Here is a 13,393-nt window from a genome sequence, read left to right as displayed (position 1 = left end):
CCCCAACCCGGCTTGGCTAACGCGGGTTAACCGGATTTCCCGGCGCCGGTTTACGCCGCCGCAAACGCTGGTGACTACCCTTCCGTTTCGTAGTCACCGAAACGCATTCTGGATCATGGCCAACAGCATCTGGACGATCGAACAATTCACCTGTGCGAGTTGCGGCATGAACTACACCGCGACCAGAGAGGAGCACGGCGAGGTCCACAGCGGCAGCTTCAAATGCGGCATCTGCAGCGGCGTCGTGCATGCCTGGTCCGGCAAGCACCACTTCTTCGGCTGGCAGGCCGTGAAGACCAGACCGCCCGTGTTCGGGCGACGCTGGGCCGGCGTCGAATGGTAAGCCGCCTGCGGTGACGCCGGATCCGCCGAATTGCGCCGGCCTCGTTTGGACTCCGTTCACCGATCGCGGCTAGATCAGGACGGATCCTCCGCTTCGAATGCCATGGCCGACCTCAACGCCGTCCTGACCAGGTTAAACGACCGCCTGCTCCGCCTCGAGGGCGAGCTGTTCGTGCTGCGTTCGCTGGCGCGTGCGACATTGACCGCGGGCGACGACCATGCCGTACGTATGCGCAAGCTGGTCGAGGCCGCGAAAGTCGCGCTCGACGACGAGGCCAAGCGCCCTCTCGACAAGCCGACCCGGAAATATGTCGATGCGGCAACCGCACTGGTGGAGGAATTGCTGGTCGAGCCGACGCCGGCGCGACCGCTGTTCACGGTGATCGACGGCGGCCGGCGCGACTGAGCGCGCCCACTTCAGCACGACGGTGAGTTACCGCCCATACAGGCCCGGCGCACGTGCCCCGTTCGGGTAGCACTGTCCCTGCGAGTAATTGTAATCATAGCCGTGCGGACAGAGCCCGCCGCGTTGTCCGTAATATTGGGGGCGACCGTAAGCGCCGGGCGCGCGCGCACCATTCGGATAGCACTCGCCTGTCGAGTAATTATAGTCGTAGCCATGCGGGCACAGGCCGCCGCGGCGGCCATAGCCCGGGCCGTGACTCCCGGTGTAGACGCCTGGCGCGTGACGGTCGTTAGGATAGCAGCGGCCATTCGAGTGGTTGTAGTCGTAGCCGTGTGGACATTGGCCGCCCGGGCCGCCCCTGAACTGTACTTGCTGCACCATGGGCGCCGTCGGCTCCGCAGGCACCGTTGCAAACGCAAGCAAGCCGGCCAGCGCAAGTTCGATCATGACGATTCCTCCAAATCACTGGGACAAGCCTATCAGGATTCGCGTCCCACGAAACGACGTGGCAATTGAGGCATGGCCGGCCTGAACCCTGTATGAACCGGGCTCGGACTGCGACAATGCGTCAACGCCAAGCCCACGCGCGATACGGACGGCTAGATCGTGGAATTGTCCGCCTTGAGCCGGCTGAGCCCCGCCTCGATGATCGCGATCTCCTCGTCGATCTGACCGATCGGCAGGCTGAAATCATAGCCGGACCGGCTCTTCAGATCGACCGCGAGCCGCTGCCTGTGCATCATCAGCTCGTCGAGTCCACGGCGGTTCTTCAGACGCACATAGGCGTCGACGATCTGCTCGATCGCGCTTGGCATGAAATCTGTCCCGGCGAAAAGGCCCGGCGGCGCGCCCACGCCGGCGGACGATTTCGGTGTCGCGGTACGCAATACAAATCCGCGACGGATTCGTCGATACGCCAAGCTGGTTGAGATCGTGTTACCGTCCGATGATTTCGTGGCGCGTGGCTTGAAAAGGCCGCCGGCGATCACGCCAGCGGCCACAACCGGGTTCGAAAACGGATGCGGGTTGAAATGTCGCCAGCCCCGGGTGGGCGCACCCTTATCAGCTAATTCGGGGCATCTCTGTTAAGAACGAAACACAGGAACCCGCCTACATGTGCGCGTCGACGACGCAGAAATAGGTGCGCGGCAATTTGCGATAGGCGCGGTAACGGTAATGCGGCCGGTAGGCGTAGCCGCGATAGAGCGCCGGCGGCTCCTCGCCGTAATAGGCGCCATGATAGAAATTGATCACCGGGCCGTGGGCGCAACGGTAGGCGTCCCAGAGCGGCCCCACTGATGGTGCGACGCCGGTCTCGGGCGGGACCGCCGGGTAAGGCCCACCAGCTTGGGCCGAAGTGGCCGCCAGCAGGATCGCGACAACGAAAAACCCGATGCTGCGCATGCCTCCACTCCCCGGCCGGTGTCATGCCCGCATGGAAGCACCGGACAGCCCGACGGTGCAATCCCGCAGTTCAGGCAGCGGCGCCCGGCGCATTGTTGATAACCCGGGCAAATGCGGGGCGGGTGGTGACAGGGCATGCGGACGTGTTATCGGGGGATGACGCAGTTGCGAGACGGATCGGACACCCATGCGCATTACCCTCGTCGGCTCCCGCCATTTCGGCGTGACCACCCTGAACATGCTCCGGGAGCACGGCGTCTCGGTCGTCCGGGTCGTGGTGGCCGATACCGACGACCGCCTCGCCGCGGCGGCCAAGGCAGTGGGGATCGAGGTGCAGGTGCAAGCCAATCCCAAGCTGGTGGTGGCCTCCGAGATCGCCCCGGACACCGATCTGATCATCACAGCACACAGCCATGCCAGGATCGGCAAGGATGCGCTTGCCGCCGCAAGGCTCGGCGGGATCGGCTATCATCCGTCGCTGCTGCCGCGCCACCGCGGCAAGGCGGCGGTGGAATGGACCATCAAGGAAGGCGACCCGATCGCCGGCGGCACGATTTACCATCTCGCCGACCGCATGGACGCCGGGGCGATCGCCGCTCAGGACTGGTGCTTCGTCAAGAAGGGCGAGACCGCACGGGAGCTTTGGGAGCGCGCGCTGGCGCCGCTCGGGCTCAAGCTGCTGGCCGACGTGATCGATTACGCCAAGGTCCACAAGGCGCTACCCGCCAAAGCCCAGGACGAACAGTTCGCGACCTCCGCGCCGAGCCTCTCCTAAGCCCGGCCGTCCGAGCCACGCCCCTCTGAACCAGGCCTTTTTCCGAGTCGTCCCCGACGTTTACCCTTAACGTGAGGCGGCCTTGATTCTGCTTCGGAAATCGAAGTCAAAAGCGCAAATAAACCATTGTTCCCACAGGAACAATTTTCGCTTTGGCATCGCAACAAATTTCCGTCACATTTCGTCCGAATAAGCGTCAGCATCTCAGACACATTCAAGGACGAAATTCATGCGTTTTGGTCGCATTGCGGTGTTCTGTGCCGCCCCAGTTCTCGCTGGCACCCTCGCCGCCCCCGCCTTTGCCCAAAATCCCTATGACGGCAATTGGCAAGTCACGATCGTGACCAAGAGCGGTTCGTGCGAGCCGACCGCAAGCTCCATGCTGACGGTTGCCGACGGCAAGATCACCGCGCCCGGCGCTAACGTTTCCGGCACCATCGGCAGCGGGGGACTTGTGAAAGTTTCGATCAATGGTGCATATGCCAACGGTCAACTCAGCGGCAACGCCGGATCGGGGAAGTGGAATGGAGCATCTGCAGGCATACCGTGCAGCGGGCGATGGGAAGCATCGCGCCAATAAATCAATTGAGGCTCGCGCCCGGAACCGGCGGCTGCTGATCGCTGCCGCCGTCTTGTTGGCGGCGGGGACCGCCACCACCCAAAGCAAGGCCCAATCCGGCCCGTTCGCGCCGCTGGCGGGCAGCTGGAGCGGCAGTGGCACGGTCACGCTGGATGACGGCTCGACCGAACGGCTCCGCTGCCGGGCCAAATATGCTCCGATCGGACCGACCATGGAGATGTCGCTGACCTGCGCCACCGACGCGTTCAAGTTGAACCTCGGTGCCAACCTCAAGGCCGAAGGCAACGCCATTGCAGGCAGTTGGTCCGAGACCAGCCGCAACATCTCCGGCTCGCTACAAGGACGCGCCTCGGGCGGACACTACGAGCTGGTCGTGTCGGCCGCTGGCTTCAACGCCAACGTGTCGCTCAAGACGAGCGGCAACAAGCAGAGTGTCTCGTTGCGCGCGGACAGCCAGTTCCGCGGCGCCAATATCTCGCTGTCGAAGTAGAACACCACGCGACGCGACAATCGATCCGGCGACCACGCCGGGTCGATTTTTTATGCGCCGGGCACGAACGCCGTGACCTCGATCTCCACCTTGGCACGCTCGTCCACGAGGCCTCCGATATAGAGCAGCGTCGACGGCGGGAAGTTGCGCCCGAGCGTTTCCTTCCAGGCCGCGCCGATGCCGGCACCTGCCGCTTCGTATTCGGCGCGGCTGGTCAGGTACCAGGTCAGGCGGACGATATGCTCGGGGCCGGCGCCGGCCTCGCCCAGTAGCTTGACGATCCGCTTCAGCGCCGTCGCGACCTGGGCCGCCATGTCGGGATCGTAGCTGCCAGCCTCGTCGCCCCCGGTTTGGCCGGCGAGAACCACCCACCGGCCCGGCCCTTCGACCACGATGCCATGGGAAAAGCCGCGCGGTTTCTTCCATTCGGCCGGCTGCAAGATCCGCATGGGCAATGTCTCCCGATTTTTGCCGTTCTTCACCGATGCCTTAGCATGCCGCCCAGCATCGCTGCATCCGCAGATTTGGCCGTTGCAAACGGCGGCAAGGTCGCCGATACCGGCCGCCCCTTCTTGGTCCATCCCTTCCGCATCCGCCGCAGATGAGCACCACACCGTCGAAAATGATGGCTGCACTGTGGATGGCCGGCTGGCTGTCGCTGATGCTGGTCATGGCGGTGGCCGGGCGCGAGACCACGCGCGAGCTGAATGTTTTTCAGATCATGGAAGTGAGGTCGCTGGCCGGCTTCGTGTTGCTGGCACCGATCATCTACCGCGCCGGCGGCTTGAAGGTGCTCAAGACATCGCGCCTGCCGCAGCATGTCGGCCGCAACTTGGTGCACTATGTTGCCCAGCTCGGCTGGTTCTTCGCGCTGACGCTGATCCCGATCGGCCAGGTCGTTGCCATCGAGTTCACCATGCCGATCTGGACGGCCGTCCTTGCGGCGACCTTTCTGTCCGAGCGGATGACAGCGTGGAAGATCGCCGCCATCGTGCTCGGCCTCGTCGGCGTGATCGTCATTGTCCGACCCGCGACCGGAGAGATCAATCCGGGCCAGTTGATCGCGCTCGGCGCGGCGATGGGATTCGGCGTCTCCATGGCGCAGGTCAAATCGCTGACCCGCACCGAAAGCGCGCTCTCGATCCTGTTCTGGATGCTGGTGGTGCAGTCGGTTGCGGGCTTCATTCCGACGCTGTTGGTCTGGACCTGGCCGTCGCTTTATGTCTGGGCCTGGGTCGGCGTGATCGCCGTCTGCGGCACGTTCTCACATTATTGCCTGGCCAGTGCGATGCGCTACGCCGATGCGACGATCGTGGTTCCGATGGACTTCCTGCGGGTTCCACTGACTGCAACGGCCGGTTGGCTGTTGTATTCCGAGCGGCTCGACGTCTGGACCGTGCTTGGCGCCGCGCTGATCCTATTCGGAAATCTGCTCAATTTGAAGCCCGCTTCGTCGGTTCCCCGCCCGGGCTAGGTGAACCTCGCGCCGCCTCGCGCGACAAAACCAAGTGGCCGTGTGATTTGGATCACGTTGGAGCGACCCTCCATCGTGCACATTCGGCCACACAGCAGCGGGTTGAACGCAACGGACTGCCGTTTTGGTGGCGCGAAGTCGGGCACTTCGTGTAGGTTCGTGGCCGATTTGTTGCTGCCTGCAATTCGATTCTGGGGATTTCAGAATGCGCTATCTCACCCTCCTCGCTTCGCTGATGTGCATGGCGCTGTCGATCAGTGCCGCCAAGGCCGACCGCCGCGTCGCCTTCGTGGTCGGCAACGGCTCCTACAAGAACGTCGCGCAATTGCCGAACCCACCGATCGACGCCAAAGCGATGGCGGCCACGCTGCGCAACGTCGGCTTCGAGGTGATCGAAGGCTCCAATCTCAGCCGCGACCAGATGACGGAGAAGCTGCTCGATTTCGGCCGCAAGGCGCAGGGCTCCGACATCGCGCTGTTCTATTATGCCGGCCACGGCATCGCCGTCAGCGGCACCAATTACCTGCTGCCCGTCGACGCCGACATCAAGTCGGAGATGGACGTCAAGCTCGGCGCCGCCATCAACATCGACCTGACGCTCGAGCAGACCATGGGCGATGCCAAGGTCAAGCTCGTCTTCCTCGACGCCTGCCGCGACAATCCGTTCGCCGCCAAGATCAAGTCGAATTCGGCGACCCGCAGCGTCAACGTCCAGAGCGGCCTTGCCGAGATGAAGTCCGGCGAAGGCACCCTGATCGCGTTCGCCACCGGTCCCGGCCAGACCGCACTCGACGGCCAGGAGGGTAACAACAGCCCGTTCACCCGTGCGCTGATCGACAACATCACCAAGCCCGGCGTCGAGATCCAGCAGGCGATGACCTCGGTGCGCGCCCAGGTCAATGAAGAGACCCGCAAAGGCCAGCTGCCCTGGGGCCACACCAACCTGACCGGCTCCGTCTATCTCAATCAGGCCCCGGCCGCCCAGGTCGCCGCCGCCGCCCCGACCGCGACCGGCATCTTGCCGGCGGCGACCGGAAGCTCGGACGGTGTCGAGCTCGAATACTGGCGCTCGGTCAAGGAGTCCAACAAGGCCGAGGAGCTCAACGCCTACCTCACCGCTTACCCGAACGGCCAGTTCAAGGCGCTGGCGCTGGCACGGCTTGCGGCGATCAAGAGCGGCCCCTCGACCGCCACGCGCACACTCAACGCCGGCGTCGATCCTGCGACCTTCACTGACGAGGCCACGCAAGTCACCGAGGACCAGATCGGCCTCGACAAGAACAAGCGCCGCGACGTGCAGCGTCGACTGACGGCGCTAGGGTTCGACACCAATCAGACCGGCGTATTCAACGACGAGACGCGCTCCGTGCTCAAGCGCTGGCAGACCGCGCGCGGCTATCCCTCGTCGGGTTATCTCAACAAGAACCAGCACAAGGCCCTGCTCGCGGAGATCGTCGCTGCCCCGGCGACCGCCAGCGACACCAGCCAGAAGCCGCCTCGTCGCGCTGCCACCGCCCCGGCTCAGAGCAGCGCGCCAGCACCGGCTCACCAGCCACGCAGCAATCCCGGCGATGCTGCCGGTGCGGCCTTCGTCGGCGGTGTCGTCGGCGGCATGATGGGCGGCATGTTCCGCCGCTGAGCGCGAGGTGGATCCCAGACACAAAAGCCCGGCTCGCGCCGGGCTTTTGCTATTCTCGTGCAGACAAAAAGGAAGGACGGTGCTGCCGCACATTCCGTCATTGCGATACAGATACGAGGCAGAGACGTCCCAGCCTGCCGACCGCTCCCCTACTTCCCCGCGGCTTTCCGCAGCGCCTCGTTGATGCGGTCCTGCCAGCCGGGACCGCCCTCCTGGAAGAACTCCAGCACGTCCTGATCGATGCGCAGCGTGACCTGCTCCTTGACGCCGGGAACAGCGTTCGGCTTGGGCGGCGCTGCGGCGACCTTCGCCGTCACCTTCTTGAACGCCGCCTCGGCCTCGGTCCTGGCATCGCCCAGCGTGCGCGGCCGTCTTGGTTGATCCGCCATGTCCTAGATCCCCTCGAACAGAGCCGTCGAAAGATACCGCTCGGAGAAGGACGGCACGATCGCCAGGATGGTCTTCCCGGAAGCTTCCGGCCGCTTGCCGATCTCAAGCGCAGCGGCGATCGCGGCGCCCGAGGAGATCCCGCCCGGAATGCCCTCATGCCGCGCCAGCGCCCGCGAGGTCTCGATCGCCGTCGTCGAGTTGATCTTCACGATCTCATCGATCACGGAGCGGTCGAGGATGTCGGGGACGAAGCCGGCACCGATGCCTTGGATTTTGTGCGGAGTATGCTGTCCCCCCGACAGAACCGGGCTCTCCTCCGGCTCGACCGCGACAACGCGCAAGCCCGGCTTGCGCGGCTTGAGCACCTGGCCGACGCCGGTGATCGTGCCGCCGGTGCCGACACCGGCGACGAAGAAGTCGATGTTACCGCCTGTGTCGTTCCAGATCTCCTCCGCGGTGGTACGGCGGTGCACCTCTGGATTGGCGAGGTTCTTGAACTGCTGCGGCATCACCGAGTTCGGCGTCGTCTTCAAGAGCTCCTCGGCGGCCGCGATTGCGCCCTTCATGCCCTGCGCCGCCGGCGTCAGCACCAGCTCCGCACCGAGAAAGGCCAGCATCTTGCGTCGCTCAATCGACATCGATTCCGGCATCACCAGCTTGAGCCGGTAGCCGCGCGAAGCCGCGACGAAGGCGAGCGCAATACCGGTATTGCCGGAGGTCGGCTCGATCAGCACCGTGTCGGGCTTGACGATGCCCGCCTTCTCCATCGCGATGATCATGGCGGCGCCGATGCGGTCTTTGACGCTTGCGGCAGGATTGAAATATTCAAGTTTTGCCAAAATGGTCGCGTTCACGTCGTGCATACCGGGCAGCCGGCGCAAGCGCACGATGGGCGTGTTGCCGAAGGCATCGACGATCGAGTCGTAGATCCGGCCGCGGCCGGGTTGGTGCGCTGCACCCGTGTTGGACATTGCGTCCATGATGAACTCCCTGTGGCGACGATCTGCACGTCTGTCGCGGCCTCGCGCAGTTACGGACAGCTTGCGGCGACACGCAAGCGGCAATGCAGCACATGTTAAATACGCTGCATCGCAAAATCACGTGAGCTCTAATTAGCAGAAAACCAACGCATTTGTGTTGCGACCTCGTCAACTGCTTCTGCCTATGTTAGACTTAGGTATCAAAGTAGGGAGGTCACCACGATGTCAGCGGTTGCTGAAGTGATGTCGACCGTAACGCTAAGGCGCGATCCGCGTTGCAGCGAGTTGCCGACCTGTCCCGTCTGCGCCGACTCCATGGTCGCCGCCGAAGCTTCTGCTTACGTGTCGGACCACGTGATCAGCTATCTCTGGACTTGCGATAATTGCGGCTACGGCTTCGTGACCAAGCATGCCGTGAAGCGGCGGATCGCGTGCAACTGAGTTTGGACAGATGATCTAGCGCGGGGCGATATCGCCCCTCGCCCAGTCCGCGCGCGTACGCTGGTAGAACTCCTCGAAATCTCCCTGTGCGATCGCGTCCCTGATGCCCTGCATCAGCGACTGGTAATAAGCGACATTGATCTCGGACAGCAGCATCGCCCCCAGCGTCTCGCCTGCCTTGACGAGATGATGCAGATAGGCGCGCGCGCAGGTCCGTGTCGACGGCCATGAGCTCTCTTCATCGAGCGGGCGCGGATCGTCGGCATGGCGCGCGTTGCGCAGATTGACCTGGCCGTAGCGCGTGAAGGCGACGCCATGCCGGCCGTTGCGGGTCGGCATCACGCAGTCGAACATGTCGATGCCGCGCTTCACCGCCTCGAGGATGTCGTCGGGCGTGCCGACCCCCATGAGATAGCGTGGCCGCTCCTTCGGCAGCAGCGGCGCGGTCTCGTCGATCATCGCCAGCATCACTGCCTGCGGCTCGCCGACGGCGAGCCCGCCGATGGCATAGCCGTGGAAGCCGATCTCGACCAGGCCCTGCGCGCTCGCATGGCGCAACTCGGGCACATCGCCGCCCTGCACGATGCCGAACAGCATGTAGCCGTCCGGGGCATTCGCAAAGGCGCGCTTCGAGCGCTCGGCCCAGCGCAGCGACAATTGCATCGCGCGCTCGATGTCGGCCCGCTCGGCGGGCAGTCGCACGCATTCGTCCATCTGCATGGCGATGTCGGAGCCGAGCAAACGCTGCACCTCGATCGACCGCTCCGGCGACAGCTCGACCTTGGCACCGTCGATATGCGAGCGGAACGTGACGGCGTGCTCGCTGACCTTGCGCAAATCCGCCAGCGACATCACCTGGAAGCCGCCGGAATCGGTCAGCATCGGTCCGTTCCAGCCTGTGAACGTCTGCAAGCCGCCGAGCCCCGCGATCCGCTCGGCGGTCGGACGCAGCATCAGATGGTAGGTGTTGCCGAGCACGATGTCGGCGCCGGCCTCGCGCACCTCGCGCCAGTGCATGCCCTTCATGGCACCGGCGGTGCCGACCGGCATGAAGGCCGGCGTCCGCACCACGCCGTGCGGCGTGGTCAGCCGCCCGGTGCGCGCGGCTCCGTCGGTGGCGAGCAACTCAAAGTGATTGGGAAGGTCATTGCCGGGATTCATGGCCGTGCTTATTGCGTGTCGGAGCAAGCCGATCAACCCGCCGGGCCGCGCTCCGCCGATTCGTGCGTCAGACTGGGACATCGACCGACATGGGGATTGTGTGCCGCGCCTTGCCAAACGAAACGATACAGTGTAGTTTTTAACCTGGGCTGGACGAGATGCCGCGGCGAACTTGCCGGCGGCGGTAGATGCGTGATCGCCAGCCACCGACAATGCCGTACCCTTCGTGTTCGACCGACGCATCCATCTCCTCGCGTGACCGGATCAGGCAGACTGGTGTCGGCCTGATCGGATTGGTGGTCCTGATCTGCTGCCTGGCGCTCGGCGCCTGCACCTCCCTGCCCCGCACGCCCTATACCGCCGCGGAGGCCAGCACGTCGCGCGTGCTCGATATCGATGGCCTGCGGCGCTATGCCGACGAGCCCATCACGAAATTCAGCTTCGAGAAGGACAACGCCACCGCGACGAGATCCTATCTGGCGCTGTCGGGCGGCGGTGCCGATGGCGCGTACGGCGTCGGCGTGCTCAACGGCTGGACCGCGGCCAGAACCCGCCCTACCTTCTCGGTCGTCTCGGGCGTCAGCACCGGCGGCCTGATCGCGCCGTTCGCGTTTCTCGGACCGCAATATGACGACACGCTGAAGGAGGTCTACACCAGCGGCATCGCGGAGAGCCTCCTCAACGATCCCAGCATCATGCGCGTGCTGTTCGGATCCGGTCTGTTCGGCAATACCAGGCTGCGCGAGCTCGTCGCGCGCTATGTCGGGCCCGAGATCATGGCGCAGGTCGCGCGCGAGCACGCCAAGGGCCGCAGGCTGCTCGTGGTGACGACCGACCTCGACACCCAGCGCACCGCGATCTGGGACATGGGTAAAATTGCCGCCGTCGGAACGCCCGAGGCGCTCAAGCTGTTTCGCGACGTGATGGCGGCCTCCGCCAGCATCCCCCTGGTGTTTCCGCCCATCATGATCGACGCCGAAGGCGGGGGCCGCAAGTTTCAGGAGATGCATGTCGACGGCGGCGTGACGGCGCCGGTGCTGACCGTGCCGGAAGCTCTGCTGTTCCAGAGCGGCCGTCTGCCCGGCAATGTGAGGATGGACATCTACATTCTCGTCAACAAGAAGATCGAACGCAATTTCGAGCTGGTATCCAATGGCACCATCGACGTCGCTTCACGCAGCCTGTCGGCGATCACCCAATCGCAGACGCGCTCGATCATCTTCTCGACCTACGATTTCGCCAAGCGCAACCGGCTGGGCTTCCATCTTTCCTACATCGCGCGCGACTATCCTGCCCCGCCGTCGGAAGGATTCGATACCGCCTACATGCGGGCGCTGTATCAGTACGGATACGAGAAGGCTGCATCCGGCCAGGCCTGGTCCTCGACCCTGCCGTGATCCCTCGTGACGGAACGAGCCGATACCGAAACACGTTGACGATATGGCCAATTCGGCCAGATTCGCGATGACGCCTCCGCTCCTGCGCGATATAGAGCGAATGACCGATATCACGACCGCGCAGGAATCATTGGGCATGGGATTGACTGCGACCAGGACAAGACCGGCAGCGCCACGGCGCGAGGTACCGAAATCGCGCGGCGGCCGGCCGACGAAGACCGCTGCGATCGAGCGCGATCAGCGCCTGATCGAGGTCGCAACCCGCCTGTTCCTGGACCGCGGCTTCGATGCGACCTCGCTCGATGCGGTCGCGGAAGCTGCGCGGGTCAGCAAGCCCACCGTCTATTCCCGCTATGGCGACAAGCGCGGCCTGTTCGCGGCCGTGCTGAGGCGCGAGATCGAGCGCTGGCTTGCGCCGCTGTCGGCGGCGGCGGAGACGCAGCTCTCCAGCGCCTCGAACATCCCGGTCGAGCAGCGGCTGGTCGAGATCGGACGCGAGATGCTGACCTTCACCTGCGGCCCCGATGCCGTCGCCTTCAGCCGCATGATGACGGCGCAGGCCATCAACTTCCCCGACGTCGCCAAGCTCGGCAAGGAGGAAGGCTGGCTGAAGGCGGTCGCCACCACGGCGCGCTTCTTCGACCATCTGGTGGCGCAAGGCGCCCTCGATGTCGACGACACCAATATCGCAGCCGAGGTGTTCCTCGACGTCGTCGTCGGCCACACCCACCGCATGGCGACGTTCGGAACGGCGCTGGAGCCGAAGGCCGCCGAGAAGCGCACGCGCGCGGCGATCAAGCTGTTCCTGGCCGGCGCGCTGGGACCTGCCGACCGCGTCCAGGACGCCGCCAAGGGCACGCGACGCCGTCGCCCCTCGCGCTGACAATTCTGTGAGCACCCGCTCTATCCCCATGGGGATGATCGCCGTGCCGTTGACCAAAATAAAACGAAACGGTATGGTTTCGTTATAAGGCGATGCGGACCGCTTTTTTCACCAGCCCCAAAGGAGGCCCGTATCACCCAGATCGCCGCGGCGGGTCTAGCCGGCCACGGCGCTCCGCGGCCGGCCTTTGCCCAAGGCTGGCCGCGAATTCTTTACGATCATCCGGCACACTCGCTGGCCGAGGGTTTCGAGCATGACGACTGCCAAACGATGGACCTCGCACCTGCTTGCGATCGCAATGCCCGCGCTGCTCATCGCCGCGCCGGCACAGGCCATCGTGACCGCGAGCACGCCGACCGCGCTTCACAGCGACACAGATGGTGATACTGAGGCGGACCGCCAGGCAGTCAGCCGCGAAATAGAGCGATTCCGCAGCTCGTCGATCACGATCAGCCAGGCCATGGCGATTGCCGAAGCCCGCCATGCCGGCGCCACCACCGCCGATGTGAGCTTCGACGGCGGCTCAGGCGTGCCGGTCTACCGGGTGAAGACCCTGCACAACGACCGGATCTGGCGCCACACCATCAATGCTTCGACCGGCGAACTGGTCGGCGGGGAAGCCGCCCTGCCCCTCACCGAGCTCGACCGCGAGGACCGCAGCAACCTCGCAGCTTTGGGTGCGATCAGGCACCGCCTCTCCGATGCCGTGCGCGTCGCCGAGCGTGCCGCCGCGGGCAAGGCCATCAGCGGCGGGCTGGTCCGCGAACGCGGCCGGCTGAACTTCTCGATCGTCGTCGTCAGCGGCGACGACCTGAAGGAGGTCACCCTGGAGCCGCCGGGCGCCAAGGGGAAATAGCGGGTGCCGCCCCCGGCATCGTCCGGACCGAAAAGCCATTGACGGGGGCAAGACTCTCCCGCATAAGTCGCCGCCATGTTCACGACCACCAAACGCACGACCAAAACCACCACGGCCGAAGGGGCCCGGGGAGGCGTGCGCGCGTAGGTCGTCGACTTAAACGCATCAGCTCTAC

At 64.6% G+C, this 13,393-nt stretch carries 18 protein-coding genes; 11 read left to right on the top strand and 7 right to left on the bottom strand.

Annotated features, from left to right (window positions below; translation table 11 throughout):
- Positions 1-115: 115 nt before the first annotated feature.
- Both AC24YW_RS21430 and AC24YW_RS21425 read left to right on the top strand, forming a co-directional pair.
- Positions 116-343, top strand: a complete 228-nt coding sequence (locus tag AC24YW_RS21430) for a hypothetical protein (RefSeq protein ID WP_487484571.1) — start codon at positions 116-118, stop codon at positions 341-343.
- A 102-nt stretch (positions 344-445) separates the two neighbouring features.
- Entirely contained in the window at positions 446-748 is a 303-nt protein-coding gene (locus AC24YW_RS21425; protein ID WP_247279878.1) for a hypothetical protein, read from the top strand.
- Positions 749-775: 27 nt separating this feature from the next.
- Here the strand turns inward: AC24YW_RS21425 and AC24YW_RS21420 are convergent, their stop codons facing one another.
- The 3 genes from AC24YW_RS21420 to AC24YW_RS21410 form a co-directional block, all read right to left on the bottom strand.
- Positions 776-1,129: a hypothetical protein gene (locus AC24YW_RS21420; protein WP_487484570.1), complete on the bottom strand. Its 354-nt coding sequence runs from the start codon at positions 1,127-1,129 to the stop codon at positions 776-778.
- Between the two features lie 218 nt (positions 1,130-1,347).
- Complete coding sequence (locus AC24YW_RS21415; RefSeq protein WP_487484569.1) at positions 1,348-1,563, bottom strand: hypothetical protein; 216 nt, start codon at positions 1,561-1,563, stop codon at positions 1,348-1,350.
- Between the two features lie 295 nt (positions 1,564-1,858).
- Positions 1,859-2,152: a hypothetical protein gene (locus tag AC24YW_RS21410; RefSeq protein ID WP_487484568.1), complete on the bottom strand. Its 294-nt coding sequence runs from the start codon at positions 2,150-2,152 to the stop codon at positions 1,859-1,861.
- 187 nt (positions 2,153-2,339) lie between these two features.
- Here AC24YW_RS21410 and AC24YW_RS21405 point away from each other — a divergent pair, with 187 nt between their 5' ends.
- From AC24YW_RS21405 to AC24YW_RS21395, 3 genes are all read left to right on the top strand, one after another.
- A complete protein-coding gene (locus tag AC24YW_RS21405; RefSeq protein WP_487484567.1) occupies positions 2,340-2,927 on the top strand; it encodes a formyltransferase family protein in 588 nt (195 codons plus the stop codon).
- A 229-nt stretch (positions 2,928-3,156) separates the two neighbouring features.
- A complete protein-coding gene (locus AC24YW_RS21400; protein WP_197963953.1) occupies positions 3,157-3,507 on the top strand; it encodes a hypothetical protein in 351 nt (116 codons plus the stop codon).
- Positions 3,452-3,997 (top strand): hypothetical protein, encoded by a 546-nt coding sequence (locus AC24YW_RS21395; RefSeq protein ID WP_487484566.1) that lies wholly within the window; start codon positions 3,452-3,454, stop codon positions 3,995-3,997. Before AC24YW_RS21400 ends, AC24YW_RS21395 begins: the two co-directional genes overlap by 56 nt.
- A gap of 50 nt (positions 3,998-4,047) precedes the next feature.
- On the opposite strand, the gene AC24YW_RS21390 is transcribed toward AC24YW_RS21395, so the two are convergent.
- Entirely contained in the window at positions 4,048-4,446 is a 399-nt protein-coding gene (locus AC24YW_RS21390; RefSeq protein ID WP_487484565.1) for a RidA family protein, read from the bottom strand.
- Between the two features lie 152 nt (positions 4,447-4,598).
- On the opposite strand from AC24YW_RS21390, the gene AC24YW_RS21385 reads away from it, so the two are divergent.
- Together AC24YW_RS21385 and AC24YW_RS21380 are read left to right on the top strand one after the other, a co-directional pair.
- Positions 4,599-5,471, top strand: coding sequence for a DMT family transporter (locus AC24YW_RS21385; RefSeq protein WP_487484564.1), 873 nt, complete (start codon positions 4,599-4,601; stop codon positions 5,469-5,471).
- Positions 5,472-5,676: 205 nt separating this feature from the next.
- A complete protein-coding gene (locus tag AC24YW_RS21380) occupies positions 5,677-7,110 on the top strand; it encodes a caspase family protein (protein ID WP_487484563.1) in 1,434 nt (477 codons plus the stop codon).
- A 149-nt stretch (positions 7,111-7,259) separates the two neighbouring features.
- Here AC24YW_RS21380 and AC24YW_RS21375 read toward each other — a convergent pair whose 3' ends face one another.
- Together AC24YW_RS21375 and cysK are read right to left on the bottom strand one after the other, a co-directional pair.
- The gene (locus AC24YW_RS21375) at positions 7,260-7,499 is read right to left on the bottom strand and encodes a BrnA antitoxin family protein (protein ID WP_275512800.1); all 240 of its coding nucleotides are present in this window, start codon (positions 7,497-7,499) and stop codon (positions 7,260-7,262) included.
- 3 nt (positions 7,500-7,502) lie between these two features.
- Positions 7,503-8,480 (bottom strand): cysteine synthase A, encoded by a 978-nt coding sequence (gene cysK, locus AC24YW_RS21370; protein WP_487484562.1) that lies wholly within the window; start codon positions 8,478-8,480, stop codon positions 7,503-7,505.
- Between the two features lie 222 nt (positions 8,481-8,702).
- Here cysK and AC24YW_RS21365 point away from each other — a divergent pair, with 222 nt between their 5' ends.
- Positions 8,703-8,921: a hypothetical protein gene (locus AC24YW_RS21365; RefSeq protein WP_487484561.1), complete on the top strand. Its 219-nt coding sequence runs from the start codon at positions 8,703-8,705 to the stop codon at positions 8,919-8,921.
- A gap of 15 nt (positions 8,922-8,936) precedes the next feature.
- On the opposite strand, the gene tgt is transcribed toward AC24YW_RS21365, so the two are convergent.
- Complete coding sequence (gene tgt, locus AC24YW_RS21360; RefSeq protein ID WP_487484560.1) at positions 8,937-10,082, bottom strand: tRNA guanosine(34) transglycosylase Tgt; 1,146 nt, start codon at positions 10,080-10,082, stop codon at positions 8,937-8,939.
- Between the two features lie 212 nt (positions 10,083-10,294).
- On the opposite strand from tgt, the gene AC24YW_RS21355 reads away from it, so the two are divergent.
- The 3 genes from AC24YW_RS21355 to AC24YW_RS21345 all read left to right on the top strand — a co-directional run bounded on the left by AC24YW_RS21355 (position 10,295) and on the right by AC24YW_RS21345 (position 13,218).
- The gene (locus tag AC24YW_RS21355; protein WP_487484559.1) at positions 10,295-11,479 is read left to right on the top strand and encodes a patatin-like phospholipase family protein; all 1,185 of its coding nucleotides are present in this window, start codon (positions 10,295-10,297) and stop codon (positions 11,477-11,479) included.
- Between the two features lie 136 nt (positions 11,480-11,615).
- The gene (locus AC24YW_RS21350; RefSeq protein WP_487484632.1) at positions 11,616-12,362 is read left to right on the top strand and encodes a TetR/AcrR family transcriptional regulator; all 747 of its coding nucleotides are present in this window, start codon (positions 11,616-11,618) and stop codon (positions 12,360-12,362) included.
- A 253-nt stretch (positions 12,363-12,615) separates the two neighbouring features.
- Positions 12,616-13,218 (top strand): PepSY domain-containing protein, encoded by a 603-nt coding sequence (locus AC24YW_RS21345; RefSeq protein WP_487484558.1) that lies wholly within the window; start codon positions 12,616-12,618, stop codon positions 13,216-13,218.
- Positions 13,219-13,393 lie beyond the last annotated feature (175 nt).

It is taken from the genome of Bradyrhizobium sp. USDA3516 (genome assembly GCF_057651995.1).
The sequence above is the reverse complement of the archived record's forward strand: the minus strand, read 5'-3'. Positions and strand labels throughout refer to the sequence as shown.

What these genes read in the sequence shown, in the direction of transcription:
- AC24YW_RS21410 (WP_487484568.1), bottom strand. Translation starts at nt 2,152, where the DNA reads ATGCGCAGCATCGGGTTTTTCGTTGTCGCGATCCTGCTGGCGGCCACT.
- AC24YW_RS21395 (WP_487484566.1), top strand. Translation starts at nt 3,452, where the DNA reads ATGGAGCATCTGCAGGCATACCGTGCAGCGGGCGATGGGAAGCATCGC.
- AC24YW_RS21380 (WP_487484563.1), top strand. Translation starts at nt 5,677, where the DNA reads ATGCGCTATCTCACCCTCCTCGCTTCGCTGATGTGCATGGCGCTGTCG.
- AC24YW_RS21430 (WP_487484571.1), top strand. Translation starts at nt 116, where the DNA reads ATGGCCAACAGCATCTGGACGATCGAACAATTCACCTGTGCGAGTTGC.
- AC24YW_RS21390 (WP_487484565.1), bottom strand. Translation starts at nt 4,446, where the DNA reads ATGCGGATCTTGCAGCCGGCCGAATGGAAGAAACCGCGCGGCTTTTCC.
- AC24YW_RS21365 (WP_487484561.1), top strand. Translation starts at nt 8,703, where the DNA reads ATGTCAGCGGTTGCTGAAGTGATGTCGACCGTAACGCTAAGGCGCGAT.
- AC24YW_RS21425 (WP_247279878.1), top strand. Translation starts at nt 446, where the DNA reads ATGGCCGACCTCAACGCCGTCCTGACCAGGTTAAACGACCGCCTGCTC.
- AC24YW_RS21375 (WP_275512800.1), bottom strand. Translation starts at nt 7,499, where the DNA reads ATGGCGGATCAACCAAGACGGCCGCGCACGCTGGGCGATGCCAGGACC.
- AC24YW_RS21420 (WP_487484570.1), bottom strand. Translation starts at nt 1,129, where the DNA reads ATGGTGCAGCAAGTACAGTTCAGGGGCGGCCCGGGCGGCCAATGTCCA.
- AC24YW_RS21385 (WP_487484564.1), top strand. Translation starts at nt 4,599, where the DNA reads ATGAGCACCACACCGTCGAAAATGATGGCTGCACTGTGGATGGCCGGC.
- AC24YW_RS21400 (WP_197963953.1), top strand. Translation starts at nt 3,157, where the DNA reads ATGCGTTTTGGTCGCATTGCGGTGTTCTGTGCCGCCCCAGTTCTCGCT.
- cysK (WP_487484562.1), bottom strand. Translation starts at nt 8,480, where the DNA reads ATGGACGCAATGTCCAACACGGGTGCAGCGCACCAACCCGGCCGCGGC.
- tgt (WP_487484560.1), bottom strand. Translation starts at nt 10,082, where the DNA reads ATGAATCCCGGCAATGACCTTCCCAATCACTTTGAGTTGCTCGCCACC.
- AC24YW_RS21355 (WP_487484559.1), top strand. Translation starts at nt 10,295, where the DNA reads ATGCCGTACCCTTCGTGTTCGACCGACGCATCCATCTCCTCGCGTGAC.
- AC24YW_RS21345 (WP_487484558.1), top strand. Translation starts at nt 12,616, where the DNA reads ATGACGACTGCCAAACGATGGACCTCGCACCTGCTTGCGATCGCAATG.
- AC24YW_RS21415 (WP_487484569.1), bottom strand. Translation starts at nt 1,563, where the DNA reads ATGCCAAGCGCGATCGAGCAGATCGTCGACGCCTATGTGCGTCTGAAG.
- AC24YW_RS21405 (WP_487484567.1), top strand. Translation starts at nt 2,340, where the DNA reads ATGCGCATTACCCTCGTCGGCTCCCGCCATTTCGGCGTGACCACCCTG.
- AC24YW_RS21350 (WP_487484632.1), top strand. Translation starts at nt 11,616, where the DNA reads ATGGGATTGACTGCGACCAGGACAAGACCGGCAGCGCCACGGCGCGAG.